Source organism: Stutzerimonas azotifigens DSM 17556, assembly GCF_000425625.1.
In the GTDB taxonomy this organism is placed as follows: Bacteria; Pseudomonadota; Gammaproteobacteria; order Pseudomonadales; family Pseudomonadaceae; genus Stutzerimonas; species Stutzerimonas azotifigens.
Genome location: NZ_KE384425.1, coordinates 8,897 through 22,841 on the forward strand (window position 1 = coordinate 8,897; position 13,945 = coordinate 22,841).

Below are 13,945 nucleotides of genomic sequence, written 5' to 3' on the forward strand. Positions count from 1 at the left end.
CGGTTCATCCCCGCGGGCGCGGGGAACACACCAGCGGCGAGCCCTCGACGCGATCCATGAACGGTTCATCCCCGCGGGCGCGGGGAACACTGGGTCTTCACCGAGGACTTCGAGAAATCGAACGGTTCATCCCCGCGGGCGCGGGGAACACGCCTAGACAGGCTTGAGGCAGAGCGGACAGGCCGGTTCATCCCCGCGGGCGCGGGGAACACCTTCAGGCCCTCGGCTGCGATGTCATGCGCGGCGGTTCATCCCCGCGGGCGCGGGGAACACTCTTGGCGTAATCGATTGATCTAATAGGGAAAAATCGAATGCCAAAAATCTACCAGGTTTTCTTTGTTAAAGATCGGAGCTTGATTCCGTTCGAATGATAGTGGCAATTTGATCCCGCTAGGCATTGCTGCAGTTCATCTCACAAGCACTGGCGAGACATGGATGAAAGGATTCTCTGACCTGAGCGACCAGGCTCGCAGGCTCTGGGCCAAAAGTGGCGAGGGATTCGGCCACGGCGTCCTGGCCCATCTGCTGGATGTGGCGGCGGTGGCCGAGAGCATCCTGCGGCATGAGCCCGATAGCAGCCTCGACTGGGCGTCGAGAGGCTTGGGGTTGGAGCGCCAGCATGTGGGGCGGTGGGTTGCCTGTCTGGTCGGTCTGCATGACTTCGGCAAGGCCATTCCCGGCTTTCAGGATAAGTGGCCTGAGGGGCGGCTGCGCGATGAGGGCCTCGGGCTACTCTTCCCGGTGCGTTCGCTGGGCGTGACCGACCATGCCAGCGCCAGCGCGGCGCTGCTCTGGGAGCACCTGCCACGTCAGGGTATCGCCCACCTGCTGTGGATAAGCCATGTGTTGCAGGCGATCAGTGCTCACCATGGCTATAACCTCAACCAGTTGGAGTTCAACAGGTCCAGGCCGCCCTTCGAAGCGGCGGCTTGGGGCGAGGCGCGGCGGGAAATTTTCGAGGCCTACTGGGGCGTGCTGGTTCCGCAGGGGGCGCCGCAGCTCGAAGCCTTGACGCAGCCGGCCGTGCAATGGCTGGCCGGCTTGACCAGTGTGGCCGACTGGATCGGTTCCAATCCCGAGTGGTTCCCCTTGGGGGAGCGCCATGAGCTGCTGGCCGAGCACTACGCTGATGCGCGGGCACGTGCCGACAGGGCCCTGGCTGCAATAGGCTGGTCGCGTTATCGCACGCTGCTGAGTGAGCCGGCCGACGCCGACCGTCTGATCGGCCGTATCGTCCAGCGCCCCGGGCTCAGCGCCAGGCCGTTGCAGCGAGAGGCCGATCGCTTGCTCGAGGGTGTGCAGGGGCCCGCCTTGTTGCTGGTCGAGGCGCCCATGGGCGAGGGCAAGACCGAGCTGGCCTTTCTCGCCCACCTGCGTCTGCAGGCCGCCAACCGGCATCGCGGCCTGTACGTGGCCCTGCCGACCCAGGCCACCGGCAATGCGTTGTTCAGCCGTGCCCTGACCTTCCTGCGCAGCTTTGCCGGAGAGTCAGCGCTGGATGTGCAACTGGTGCATGGCGGCGCGACGCTCAACGAGCAGATAGTGGTGCTGCGTGGCGTTCACGGTACGCCGGGCGAGAGCGTCGCTTCGTCCGCCTGGTTCTCCCAGCGCCGTCGCCCACTGTTGTCGCCCTATGGGGTCGGTACTGTCGACCAGGCGCTGTTCGCCGCCCTCAACGTCAAGCACCATTTCGTGCGCCTCTGGGGGCTGAGCAACCGGGTGGTGGTGCTCGACGAAGTGCATGCCTACGACACTTACACCAGTGGCCTGATCGAAGCGCTGTTGCGCTGGCTGAAGGCCATGGGCAGCTCCGTGGTATTGATGAGCGCGACCCTGCCCGCGCAACGCCGAGACGCCTTGCTGCGTGCGTGGGGCGTGGATGCCGATGACATTCCCGGACTGAGTTATCCACGTCTATTGGTGGCCGATGATCGCGGCCCGCGGGGCGGCACCTGCGACTCTCGGCCACTGCCGCCGATTCGCCTGAAGGCGGTGAGCGAAGATCTCGACAGCCTCGCTGCCTGTGCACTGGAGCGCTTGCGGCAGGGTGGCTGCGGAGCCTTGATCGTCAATACCGTGGATCGTGCGCAGGCGCTCTATCTCAAGCTCAAGGGTCAGGTCGGCACCGAGGTGCACTTGCTGCTTTTCCATGCGCGCTTCCCGGCGGATCAACGCAGCCAGTTGGAGCGGGCCGTGCTGAACAGCTTCGGTCAGGACGGCGAACGACCGGCCAGGGCGCTGCTGATCGCCACTCAGGTGGCCGAGCAGAGCCTGGACATCGACTTCGACTTCATGCTTACCGACCTGGCACCGGTGGACCTGATCCTCCAGCGTGCCGGCCGCCTGCACCGTCACCCGCGTGCGCGCCCTGCCGCCCACCAGCAGGCGACTCTTCACGTGGCCGGCCTGGCTCCGCACGGGCTGCCTGATTTAAAAAGCACCGCCTGGGAGTATGTGTACGAGCCGTACATCCTCGGACGCACCTGGGCGTTGCTGTCGCGCGAAAGCGAGTTGTACCTGCCGCAGGACATCGACCGCCTGGTTCAGGCGGTGTACGGAGACGACGAGTTACCGGCCGATCTGATGGAAGAGGATCGCGCCTATATCGAAGACGAAGCCTTTGGCAGCCACCTGGGCAAGCATCAGACCGAGCGGATGATTTCGCTCAACGTCGCCGTCGACTCGGACGCCGAGCCGCAGAACGCCTACGCACAGAAGAATCGTGGTTACGAGGAAGGCGAGGAGGGGCTCGGCCTGCCCAACTACACCCGCCTGGGCGATGAGTCCGTCACCCTGATTCCCGTGCACGAGGTGCCTGGCGGCTGGAGCCTGACGCCAGGCGGCGAAGCCTTCGATCCCGAACGGCTACTGCCCGATGTGCTGGCCAAACAGCTCCATGCCCGACAACTGAAAACCTCGCGCCAGGCGCTGGTCAAGCACGTGCAGGCCGAAGAAGCGCCGCGTGCCTTCAGCGAGCATCCCTTGCTTCGCCACCTCAAGCCGCTGCGCCTGACCGATGGTTGCCTACGGATTGGCCGCCTGGTGGTGCGTCTGGATGACGAGCTGGGGCTGCTGTATCGGCAGGAGGCGAACGAGGCCTTGTCCGGATGAATGCGAGGAGCAGTATCGTTTCTACATATCTACTTTTCGGGGGCACCCTGCAAACCATACTCACCAGTCGCGAATAATCAGGACGCCAGCGGTGCCAAGCGCGCCGCCAAACAAGGTCCGGTGTTCATCACCGACCGCGGCAGGCCTGCCCATGTCTTGCTCAGCATCGAGGAGCACCAGCGACTGACGGGTGGCCCAGGCAGCATCATCGACCTGTTGGCCATGCCGGGTGTCGAGGACATCGAGTTCGAGGCGCCACGTGCGCAGGAATTGTCGCGCCCGGCGGAGCTGTCCTGATGTTCGTGCTCGATACCAATGGCATTTCCGAGTTGCGCAACGCGAAAAGCGGCAAGGCCGATCCGCATCTGGTGGCCTGGGCGCAACGTCTGCTGCCCGGGCAATTGTTCATTTCCGCGATTACCGTGCTGGAGCTAGAGACCGGCGTGCTGCTGGTGGAACGTCGCGATCCGCAGCAGGGCGCCCTGCTGCGCGCCTGGCTCGACGGGCAATGTGTTGCCTGGCTTCGCCGGCCGCATCCTGCCGGTCGACAGTGCCGTGGCGCAGCGTTGCGCCCGGTTGCCGTCCCCGACCCGCGCGCCGAACGCGACGCTCTGATCGCGGCGACGGCGCTGGTGCACGGCATGACGGTGACTACGCGCAACACTGCCGCTTTCGCCCCGATCGGTGTGACGCTGCTCGATCCCTGGGCGTTTGGAGGGTGAATTGACCTAGCTCGATTTGTAGTGGCACTTTGTCTGCCTTACTGCGCCACGGTTGCCATGCAGGGAGAGCGACATGAGTGAGCTGACCACGCCGGGGTATTTCGCATACTGGGGCAAGGCGTCCCCGGAGTCGGACAGTTCGGCCCGTTATCATCTGCTGGCGTTTCACAGCCTGGACGTGGCGGCCTGCGGGCAGGCTCTGCTGGCGTTGCCGCAGTTCTCGCTGCGTCCTCTGGCCCAGGCGCTGGATTGGCCGCTGCCGGTGGTCGAGCGTCTGTTCGTGTTCTTCCTGGCCTTGCACGACCTGGGCAAGTTCGCCCGCGCGTTTCAGGGGCTGGTACCGGATCTCTCGCCGGATCTGGTGCGCAACGATGCCGGCAAGGTTTATGGTCGCCGTCACGATACCCTTGGCTGGGTTCTGTGGCAGGAGAAGCTGGCGGAGACCTTTCCGGACGAGCGCCTGCCGCTTCCTGAAGATGAGTTCTGGGGGATCTGGATACGCACGGCAGTCGGCCATCATGGCAAGCCGCCTGAAGAAGACCAGGATGGCGGCCTGTTTGCCCTGCGGGCTGCGGAGTTCTTCGTGCGTGAAGATTTCCGCGCCGCACGGGAATTCGTCGAGTCGCTGGCGTCCTGGCTGTTGCCGGAGGGTGTTCCCGAACCGGGGCGTCGGCAGATCGAGGTGCTGCGTCGGCATGCCTGGAAACTGGCCGGGCTGGCGGTGCTGGCCGATTGGCTGGGTTCCAATCAGGCATTCTTCGCCTATGCCACTCAGCCCAGGGACATGCAGGACTACTGGCGGGATACGGCGCTGCCGCAAGCGCGCCAGGCGCTGCAGGCAGCCGGCCTGCTGGCCCAGCCGATCCGCCACTGGGCGTCACCTGTGCAACTGTTCGACTATCTACAGCCACCCACACCATTGCAGCGCTACGCCGCCGAGGTGGAACTGGAGCCAGGGCCGCAACTGTTTCTGCTGGAGGATGTGACCGGGGCCGGCAAGACCGAGGCGGCGCTGATCCTGGCCCAGCGCCTGATGCAGCAAGGCGTGGCCCACGGCCTGTATTTCGCCTTGCCGAGCATGGCCACCGCCAATCAGATGTACCAGCGGGTCGGCCAGGTCTATCGACGGCTTTACCAGGAGCAGGCCGAGCCTTCGCTGATTCTCGCCCACGGCGCCCGGCAGTTGATGGAGGGTTTTCGCCAGAGCATCGTTCAGGCCAGTGAGCAGCCGAGCGATCGCAGCTACCAGCATGGCGATGTCTCGGCCAGCGCACAGTGCAATGCCTGGCTGGCGGACAACCGCAAGAAGGCGCTGCTCGCCGAGGTGGGTGTCGGCACCCTCGACCAGGCGCTGCTGGCGGTATTGCCGGCGCGGCATCAGTCGCTGCGCCTGCTTGGGCTGGCGGGCAAGGTGTTGCTGGTCGATGAAGTACATGCCTACGACAGCTATATGCTCACCCTGCTGAAGAAACTGCTGACGGCCCACGCGCGTCAGGGCGGCAGCGTGATTCTGTTATCGGCCACCTTGCCGGCGCGGATGCGTGAGGAACTGCTGGAGGCCTATCGTTTCGGCCTGAGCGTGGTGCGCGACGAACTACCGATGGATCGCCGCTATCCGCTGGCGACCCAAGTGGGGCAGCATGTTGCCAGCCATGAGTGTGCGACTCGTGAACAACTGGTGCGCCAGGTGCAGGTCAGCTTCCTGCATGAGGAGGAGGCGGCGCTGACACTGGTCGTCGAGCAGGCCCGTGCGGGGCATTGCGTGTGCTGGATACGCAATACCGTGGAGGATGCCCGCCGGGCTTTCGGCGAGCTGGCCAAGGTTTTGCCGGCAGAGCAGTTGCTGCTGTTCCATAGCCGCTTCGCCATGGGCGACCGGCTGGACATCGAGGAAGCTGCCCTGCGCCGCTTCGGCAAGCGCTCCACGGCCGATATGCGGCGAGGGCAGGTATTGGTCGCCACCCAGGTGGTGGAGCAGTCCCTCGACCTGGATTTCGATGCCATGGTCAGTGACCTGGCCCCCATTGATCTGCTGATCCAGCGGGCCGGGCGCTTGCAGCGGCACGTGCGGCAGGCCGATGGTTCGCCTGCCGCCGATGGCGTCGAGCGTCGCCCCGCGCCAGTGCTGCATGTGTTGTGTCCCCCTGTCGATGATGAGCCTGCTGCCGACTGGTATGCCGCGCTGTTTCCCAAGGCCTGTTATGTCTACCCGAATATTGGCCAGCTCTGGCTGGGGGCCAGGGCGTTGCTGCGGGCGGGGTGTATCCATAGCCCTGGAAAGGCCGGCCAACCTGGCGCGGTACGTGAGCTGGTGGAGGCGGTTTACGGGAACGAGGCGGAGTCTGTTCCGGAGTCGTTGCAAGGCGCCACTCGTGAACAAATGGGCAAGGATCTGGCGGAGCAAAGCCAGGCCAGCTTCAACTCGCTCAACCTGGACAAGGGCTATTGCATCGATAGCAGTGGTCGCTGGTACGAGGACGCGCGCGTGCCGACGCGCCTGGGCGACGAGAGCCTGACGCTGTACCTGGTGCGTGAGCAGGGCGGAGAGCTGCGCCCGCTGCTCGATGGCGTGGCCAATGCCTGGGAGCAATCGGCGGTACGCATCGATGCGCGCAAGGCCGAGGCGCTGGCGCCCGCTTGGCTGCAGCGCTTCGATTCGGCACTGCAAGCCTTGCGTAGCCGTTATCGGTTGCTGGAGGAGCCGGCTTTCATCTTGCCGCTGCAGCAGGCTGGCGAGGTGCTGCTTGGCAAGGTGCTGGACAAGAACGGCAAGGAGCTGGAGATGCGTTATGACCCGGTGCAGGGGCTGCGGTGGTGATGAGCCTAACGACCGGGTGGCCACTGTCGGGCCGCGTGTAGTACGCGCAATACGCGTAGCAGGTCGCCGGACGTGTCGTAGATCAGGATGTAGTTCTGATGGATGACCAGCTCGCGGGTGCCGATGACTCGACCCGGCCGGCCCTGGCCTGGGTGGTCGAGCAGGCGACCGGCTTTCTCCGCGAACAGCTCGTCGAGCGCCAATGCCGCCGCTGGATTGTCCTGTGCGATGTATTCGCGGATCGCCTTGCGATCGAGGCTGGCCATCCGTGTCCAGGCCAATTTCACGGTTTGGAACTATCCATCCTGCGTCGCGTTTCAGCCCGCCATGCGGCAGCTTCGGCTTCGACTTCCTCGGCTGGGAGCAGATCGCCGGCATTGGCCGAGTCGACGCCTTGCTGTACCTGGCGGCGGAACCAGGCGTCGTGTTCGGCGGCTTCTTGTTGCTGGCGCACGAAGTCGCGCATGAAATCGCGCAGCAGCTGTGCGCCGGTACGGTCTCGTAACTTCGCGGCCTGGGCGAATTCGCTTTTCAGCGACTCATCGACCCGGAAGGTAAAGGTGGCTTCGCTCATGTCCGGATTCCTGTTTTGTGTTACATGATCAGTGCAAGATAGCACATGGTCATGTCTCGCCGCCCTGACCCGTTCTCCAATATCTGATTGTATGCAAGGGGCGTCCATGCCCTCGTTGGGACCAATGCGCCGCCCAGACCCACTCGGTTCATCCCCGCAGTGCAGGGAACGATAACTTCCGCATCCCTTATACGGTTCAGCCCTTATCCATCAATCAGGGGAGGTTTGTAATTTGACGAATAGTGGCTACTGGCTATAGGTTCATCCGCGGGGTACTCAGAGGAGCAGGCTGAATGGACTTATTGCAAAGCGCCTGGATATTTGTGAGGCAAGGTGACGGAGACCTAACCCGAATTTCACCTTTCCAGATCGGCGAGAGTGCCTGGCATGATCTGCACGCCCCACGCCCCGACTTCCGTGGTGCGCTCTACCAGTTCCTGATCGGCCTGCTGCAGACCGCCTATGCGCCGCAGGACAGTCGCGCGTGGCGCGAACGCTGGGCCAATCCCCCGTCTGCCGCCGAGCTGGAAGCCGCCTTCGCCCCCTATCGCGATGCGTTCGTGCTGGAAGGTGATGGCCCGGCCTTCATGCAGGATCTGCAATTGCCGGCGGACGCCAACCAACTGCCGGTACTCAACCTGTTGATCGACGCCGGTTCCGACAGCAACCAGTTCTTCAACAAGCCCGCCGACCATGGCCTGTGCGCCAGCTGTTTCACCCTGGCGCTGCTGACCCTGCAACTGAATGCCCCGTCGGGTGGTCGCGGCACCCGTACCTCTTTGCGCGGTGGCGGACCGCTGACCACCTTGCTGGTGCCGGCCGGCGAGCGGGTCACGCTCTGGCAGCGGCTTTGGCTCAATGTATTGCCGGTGGACGCCCTTGGTTATCCCGAGGTGAAGAACCGTGGCGACGTATTGCCCTGGTTGCAGCCGACCCGTACCAGCGATGCCGCCGGAGTCGGTGACACCACGCCGGAAACCGTACACCCCTTGCAGGCCTACTGGAGCATGCCAAGGCGTATCCGCCTGGACGACTCCACCACCGGTCATGGCGATTGCACCCTGTGCGGTGCCGGCGATGTGCGCTTGATCCGCCATTACCGCACTCGCTACGGCGGCACCAACTACACCGGCGCCTGGGTACATCCGTTGACGCCCTACAGTCTTGATGCCAAGGGGGAAAAGCCGCCGCTGTCGATCAAGGGCCAGCGCGGTGGCATCGCCTACCGTCACTGGCTGGGGCTGACACTAGGCAATGAGGACAAGCAGCCGGAGGCTGCGCAGGTGGTACGTCACTTCACTCGCAACATCAAGCGGCCGGCGGTGCGCCTGTGGTGTTTTGGCTATGACACCGACAACATGAAAGCCCGTTGCTGGTACGACAGCACCTTGCCGGTGCATGCGCTCGAGGATGACGACTTGCAGAAGTCGTTCGCCCACAGCGTCAAGCAGTTGCTGGATGTCGCCAGCGATACCGCCAAGCTGCTACATCAGCAGGTCAAGGCTGCCTGGTTCAAGCGCCCCGGCGATACCGGCAGCGAGCCGGCCATCGCGCAGAGCTTCTGGCAGCGCTCGGAGGCCGAGTTCTATGGCCTGCTGGAGCAGCTCAGTGGCTGCGATCTGGAAAGTCCGAAGGCTCTTGCGCCGCTGTACCGGCACTGGCTGCTGCGTACTCGCAGCCTGGCGCTGGAGCTGTTCGACGAATGGGCCATGGCCGCTCCCATCGAGGATTTGAATCTGGAGCGTGTGGTCAAGGCGCGCTCCGGGTTGGGCAAGGAGCTCAACAGCGCCAAGGCGATGAAGGCGTTGTGGAAGACCGTCAACTCTCAGCTCAAGGAGCGTGCATGAAAGCCCGGAATTACCTGGACGATGCGCAGCGACAGTGGGTACGCAACTGGTGGCGTGCGCTGCAGCCACGTTCAGCCGATGACAAACCTTTGCCCGCCATGCTGGCGGGCTTGGGACGGGGTGGCCGCGCCAGGCTGCGTCGTTGCAGCAGCCTCGATGATCTGCTGCTGGAATGGGCCAATCACCTGCTGGCGGATCACTTGATCGAACTGGATCGTCACAAGAGTTGGCGCTGCCTGACCGATGAGTCCGAGGCCTATGTCCACCTGGCGTTGATCGGCGGGGTGCTGGCGCAAGTCCGCGAGGAGAGCGACGACGGCCTGAGCCTGGCCGAGCACCTGGGCAAGCTGGTTGGAAACGAGCGGCGGGTCATGAGCGAGTCACGTTTCAAGCGTCTGCAGCGTGCGCGTGACTTGGATGATTTGTACCTGCAATGGCTGCGCGCGGTGAAGCAAGTCGGCGGCAAGGTCGATATCGGGCAACTGGCCGACGATCTGCTGGCCTGGCTGATCGAGCGCGAGCAGCCGCCAGGCCGTGCCAGCGATGGCATCAAGTTCCGCTGGGCCTATGACTATTACCTGAGCAAGCGGGAACAGGCGGCTGCCGAGGAGCCCGTATCCAACAAGGAGTTGAACGCATGACTCGTTTCGTCCAGTTGCACCTGCTGATTTCCTATCCGCCTGCCAACCTCAACCGCGACGATCTGGGCAACCCCAAGACCGCGCGCATGGGCGGCGTCGAGCGCCTGCGCGTATCGTCGCAGAGTCTCAAGCGCGCCTGGCGCACCTCGGAGCTGTTCCAGCAGGCGCTGGCCGGCAATATCGGCACACGCACCAAGCGCCTGGGTGTCGAGGTGTTCGAGGCATTGACCGCCGCCGGCATCGGTGAAAAGCAGGCGAAAGAGTGGGCCGGGCAGATCGCCAAGGTCTATGGCGCGGTGAAGAAGGACAACCCGCTGGAGATCGAGCAACTGGTGCATATCGCTCCCGAGGAGCGCGCTACCCTGGATGCGCTGGTCTCCACCCTGGTCCAGGAGAAACGTGCCCCGACGGATGAGGAGTTGGATACCCTGCTGCACCCGCAGGCCGCGGTCGATATCGCCATGTTCGGTCGCATGCTGGCTTCCAAGACCCGATTCAATGGCGAGGCGGCGGTGCAGGTCGCGCATGCTCTCGGCGTGCATGCCTCGGCCATCGAGGATGACTACTTCACGGCGGTCGATGACCTCAATCAGAACGAGCCGGGCGCTGCGCATATCGGCGAATCAGGCTTTGCCGCCGCGGTGTTCTACCAGTACCTGTGTATTGATCGCGACCTGCTGAAGCACAACCTCGGCGGCGACGAAGCACTCACGCAAAAGGCGCTTCGTGCCTTGGTCCAGGCCGCCCTGACCGTCGGCCCCAGCGGCAAACAGAACAGTTTCGCCAGCCGCGCTTACGCCCACTACGCCCTGGCGGAAAAGGGGCCGCAGCAACCGCGTTCGCTGTCGCTGGCCTTCGTCAAACCGGTCAGTGGCGGCGATTATGCCGGTGAGGCGGTCGAGGCCCTGGAACGTGTGCGCGACAATATGGACAAGGTCTACGGTGCCTGCGCCGACAGTCGTAAGCAGCTCAACGTGCTCACCGGCGAGGGTTCTCTGGCCGAGTTGCTCGACTTCGTCGCGCAGGAGTAGCCATGACCGACTATCTGCTGCTGCGTCTCTATGGGCCGCTGGCCAGTTGGGGCGAGATCGCGGTGGGCGAGTCGCGGCACTCGGCAGTGCATCCCTCGCGCTCGGCGCTGCTGGGCCTGCTGGGTGCCGCGCTGGGAATCGAGCGAGGCGACGAGGCCGGTCAGCGGGCGCTGACCGAGGGCTATCGCTTCGGCATCAAGCTGGAGAGCGTTGGCTCGCCCTTGCGTGATTACCACACGGTCCAGGTCGGCGTGCCGCCGCGCAAGTTCCAGTTCCGCTCGCGCCGCCAGGAACTGGTGGCGGACAAGGTGGACACCATCCTCTCCGCCCGGGAATACCGCTGCGACAGCCTGGCTCTGGTGGCCGTGGAGGCCTTGCCGAATGCGCCTGCCGAGCTGGATGAGCTGGCGCAGGCGTTGCGTCAGCCGCACTTCCCACTCTATCTCGGGCGCAAATCTTGCTCGCTAGCCTTGCCACTGCTGCCGCAACGGGTGGCGGCAGCCAACCTGCGCGAGGCTCTGGATGGCGTGCAGTGGCCTTCATTGCTGGGGCTGCTCGAAAAAACTCCGCCGCAACAGGCATGGCCCACCAGGCAGGATCGCCAGGCGTTCCACGCAAAACAGGTGCGCTACTACTGGGAGGATGGGATGCAGTCAGGCCTGCAACCGAGCTTCGAAACGGTCCGGCATGACCAGCCGCTGTCACGCAGCCGCTGGCAGTTTGCACCGCGCCGCGAGTGGGTGGCATTGGGCGAGGGAGAGCAGGGATGAGTCACTATTTTTCCCGAGTGCGCCTGCTGGCCAGCCTGAGGCAGGACGACTGGTTGCGTGGCCTGGTTCGGCATGGCGAACCCTACCGTGACCATGCGCTGATCTGGCGGCTGTTTCCCGGCGATGGCATGGCGCGGGACTTCCTGTTCCGCCGCCTGGAGGACGAGCGCAGCTTCTATGTGGTGTCCGCCCGCCCGCCACAACCGGACTCGGGGCTGTTCCAGATCCAGTGCAAACCTTATGCACCGCAACTGGAACAGGGTGAATGGCTGCGTTTCGACCTGCGCGCCAATCCTACGATCAGCCTGCGCCAGACGGATGGTCGTTCCCGGCGACACGATGTACTGATGCACGCCAAGCACGGCGTGCCTGTCGAGCAGCGCGAACGACTGCGGCAGGTACTGGATGCCGCTGGTCGCGATTGGCTGCTGTCGCGCGCCGAACGCTGGGGGATGGTGATCCAGGAAGGTAGCGTGCTGCAGGACGGCTATCGCCAGCACCGGCTCCGGCGCAAGGGCAGCAATATCGAGTATTCCAGCCTGGATTATCAGGGCATGGCCCAAGTCAGCGACCCGCAGCGTTTGCGCCAGGCGCTGCTGGAGGGGGTAGGCCACAGCAAGGGGTTCGGCTGCGGCTTGTTGATGGTCAGGCGGGTATGACGGCAAACACAGGGAAGGGGACGGCCCATGAAACCCAAGCTGCACGTGCTGGAGCAGGACATCGCCACCTACTCCGGGGAGGGCGTGGAATACATCTGCATCACCGATATTGCGCGCTACAAGCGTGCGGATCGAACCGGTGCCATCATCGGAAGCTGGTTGTGCAACCGTAACACCATCGAGTTCCTCGGTATCCGGAAGCCGCTCAACAATCCGCATTTCAAAGTCATCGAATTCGATGGTTATAAAAAACAGCCCGGCTCGATCATTCGGCAAATGCGCGCGCCGGTCGGAATGCCGCTAACCGGCAATGGAGGCTGAACATGGCTGGTACGCTGCTGCCTCCACTCAAACCGCTGCCGATGAAGGACCGGGTGTCGATGATCTTCGTCCAGTACGGGCAGATCGACGTGCTGGACGGTGCCTTCGTGGTGATCGACAAGACCGGCGTACGCATGCACATCCCGGTCGGTTCGGTGGCCTGCATCATGCTCGAACCGGGTACGCGGGTATCTCACGCCGCTGTGCACCTGGCCTCGACCGTGGGAACGCTTCTGGTATGGGTGGGCGAGTCCGGTGTGCGCCTGTACGCCAGTGGCCAGCCGGGCGGAGCGCGGGCGGATCGACTCCTCTACCAGGCCAAGCTGGCGCTGGACGACGAACTGCGCCTGAAGGTGGTACGCAAGATGTACGAATTGCGTTTCCAGGAGCCGGCGCCGGCACGCCGCAGCGTCGAACAACTACGCGGCATCGAAGGCGCGCGGGTGCGTGAAACCTACAAGCTGTTGGCCAAGCAGTACGGTGTCGACTGGCGGGCGCGCAATTACGACAGGCAACAATGGGATGTGGCGGACATACCCAATCGCTGCCTGTCGGCGGCTACCTCCTGCCTGTACGGCATCACCGAAGCGGCTGTGCTGGCGGCGGGCTATGCGCCGGCGGTGGGCTTTATCCACACCGGCAAGCCGCTGTCGTTCGTCTACGATATCGCCGACCTGTTCAAGTTCGAGACCGTGGTGCCGCTGGCTTTCCGCATCGCCGCCAAGTCGCCACCACAACCGGAGCGGGAAGTGCGCTTGGGCTGCCGCGACCTGTTCCGCTCCAGCAAAATCCTGGCAAAGATCATCCCCACCATCGAAGAAGTGCTATCGGCCGGCGGCATCTCGCCGCCCGAAGCGCCACCCGAGTCCGTACCGCCTGCCATCCCCAATCCTGAAAGCATCGGCGAAGCCGGGCACAGGACGCAGTGATGAGCTTTCTCGTCGTGGTCACCGAAAATGTACCGCCGCGCCTGCGTGGCCGCATGGCCATCTGGCTGCTGGAGGTCCGGGCCGGTGTCTATATCGGCGATGTTTCCAAGCGCACCCGCGAGATGATCTGGGAGCAACTGCGCGAAGGTCACGAGGACGGTAATGTGGTGATGGCCTGGGCCAGCAGCCATGAGTCCGGCTACGAGTTCCAGACTCTCGGCCCCAATCGCCGCCTCCCCGTGGAGTTCGACGGTCTTCATCTGGTCGCCTTCCATCCGCTGGAAAACCCCGATCTTTAACAAGGAAAAAGTTGGTAGATTTTTAGCAGCCGATTTTTCCCTTGAAGATTAATTGGTTACGCTAAGTGTGTTCCCCGCGCCCGCGGGGATGAACCGATTACTACTGGACGGCTAGTGCGCCGGCAGCGGTGTTCCCCGCGCCCGCGGGGATGAACCGGCGCCTGTTTCGAGGGTTGCGCGGTATCGACTGTGTTCCCCGCGCCCGCGGGGATGAACCGGAAGA

13 protein-coding genes, 1 pseudogene and 1 CRISPR repeat array are annotated in these 13,945 nt (G+C 64.0%); of the genes and pseudogenes, 12 read left to right on the forward strand and 2 right to left on the reverse strand.

Annotation, left to right across the window (positions count from 1 at the left end; all coding sequences use genetic code 11):
* Positions 1 to 273: direct repeats of the CRISPR family, unit length 29 nt; unit sequence CGGTTCATCCCCGCGGGCGCGGGGAACAC.
* A gap of 162 nt (positions 274 to 435) precedes the next feature.
* From H610_RS0122350 to H610_RS0122365, 4 genes and pseudogenes are all read left to right on the forward strand, one after another.
* Positions 436 to 3,111: a CRISPR-associated helicase/endonuclease Cas3 gene (locus H610_RS0122350; RefSeq protein ID WP_028241746.1), complete on the forward strand. Its 2,676-nt coding sequence runs from the start codon at positions 436 to 438 to the stop codon at positions 3,109 to 3,111.
* 47 nt (positions 3,112 to 3,158) lie between these two features.
* Positions 3,159 to 3,408 (forward strand): annotated as a pseudogene (locus H610_RS26050) (type II toxin-antitoxin system prevent-host-death family antitoxin).
* Positions 3,408 to 3,833, forward strand: coding sequence for a type II toxin-antitoxin system VapC family toxin (locus tag H610_RS24415; protein WP_152529148.1), 426 nt, complete (start codon positions 3,408 to 3,410; stop codon positions 3,831 to 3,833). Before H610_RS26050 ends, H610_RS24415 begins: the two are co-directional and overlap by 1 nt.
* A 73-nt stretch (positions 3,834 to 3,906) precedes the next feature.
* On the forward strand, positions 3,907 to 6,651 hold the full coding sequence (locus H610_RS0122365) for a CRISPR-associated helicase/endonuclease Cas3 (RefSeq protein WP_028241747.1): 2,745 nt from the start codon (positions 3,907 to 3,909) through the stop codon (positions 6,649 to 6,651).
* Between the two features lie 5 nt (positions 6,652 to 6,656).
* Here H610_RS0122365 and H610_RS0122370 read toward each other — a convergent pair whose 3' ends face one another.
* Both H610_RS0122370 and H610_RS0122375 read right to left on the reverse strand, forming a co-directional pair.
* Positions 6,657 to 6,938: a type II toxin-antitoxin system RelE/ParE family toxin gene (locus tag H610_RS0122370; RefSeq protein ID WP_028241748.1), complete on the reverse strand. Its 282-nt coding sequence runs from the start codon at positions 6,936 to 6,938 to the stop codon at positions 6,657 to 6,659.
* Positions 6,935 to 7,225, reverse strand: a complete 291-nt coding sequence (locus H610_RS0122375; RefSeq protein WP_028241749.1) for a CopG family ribbon-helix-helix protein — start codon at positions 7,223 to 7,225, stop codon at positions 6,935 to 6,937. Before H610_RS0122375 ends, H610_RS0122370 begins: the two co-directional genes overlap by 4 nt.
* A gap of 293 nt (positions 7,226 to 7,518) precedes the next feature.
* Here H610_RS0122375 and casA point away from each other — a divergent pair, with 293 nt between their 5' ends.
* Genes casA through cas2e form a run of 8 tightly spaced genes read left to right on the forward strand, consistent with a single transcriptional unit; the run spans position 7,519 to position 13,722 of the window.
* Complete coding sequence (gene casA, locus H610_RS0122380; protein ID WP_028241750.1) at positions 7,519 to 9,072, forward strand: type I-E CRISPR-associated protein Cse1/CasA; 1,554 nt, start codon at positions 7,519 to 7,521, stop codon at positions 9,070 to 9,072.
* Positions 9,069 to 9,713, forward strand: a complete 645-nt coding sequence (gene casB, locus H610_RS24420; RefSeq protein ID WP_051231931.1) for a type I-E CRISPR-associated protein Cse2/CasB — start codon at positions 9,069 to 9,071, stop codon at positions 9,711 to 9,713. The genes casA and casB overlap by 4 nt, the downstream gene beginning before the upstream one ends.
* A complete protein-coding gene (gene cas7e / locus H610_RS0122390; RefSeq protein ID WP_028241751.1) occupies positions 9,710 to 10,744 on the forward strand; it encodes a type I-E CRISPR-associated protein Cas7/Cse4/CasC in 1,035 nt (344 codons plus the stop codon). Before casB ends, cas7e begins: the two co-directional genes overlap by 4 nt.
* Positions 10,745 to 10,746: 2 nt before the next feature.
* A complete protein-coding gene (gene cas5e / locus H610_RS24425) occupies positions 10,747 to 11,514 on the forward strand; it encodes a type I-E CRISPR-associated protein Cas5/CasD (RefSeq protein ID WP_043239406.1) in 768 nt (255 codons plus the stop codon).
* On the forward strand, positions 11,511 to 12,173 hold the full coding sequence (cas6e, locus tag H610_RS0122400; protein ID WP_028241752.1) for a type I-E CRISPR-associated protein Cas6/Cse3/CasE: 663 nt from the start codon (positions 11,511 to 11,513) through the stop codon (positions 12,171 to 12,173). Before cas5e ends, cas6e begins: the two co-directional genes overlap by 4 nt.
* Positions 12,174 to 12,200: 27 nt before the next feature.
* Positions 12,201 to 12,494, forward strand: a complete 294-nt coding sequence (locus H610_RS0122405) for a hypothetical protein (protein WP_028241753.1) — start codon at positions 12,201 to 12,203, stop codon at positions 12,492 to 12,494.
* Positions 12,495 to 12,496: 2 nt separating this feature from the next.
* A complete protein-coding gene (gene cas1e / locus H610_RS0122410) occupies positions 12,497 to 13,423 on the forward strand; it encodes a type I-E CRISPR-associated endonuclease Cas1e (RefSeq protein WP_201768392.1) in 927 nt (308 codons plus the stop codon).
* Complete coding sequence (gene cas2e, locus H610_RS0122415; RefSeq protein WP_028241755.1) at positions 13,423 to 13,722, forward strand: type I-E CRISPR-associated endoribonuclease Cas2e; 300 nt, start codon at positions 13,423 to 13,425, stop codon at positions 13,720 to 13,722. The genes cas1e and cas2e overlap by 1 nt, the downstream gene beginning before the upstream one ends.
* The last annotated feature ends 223 nt before the right edge of the window (positions 13,723 to 13,945 follow it).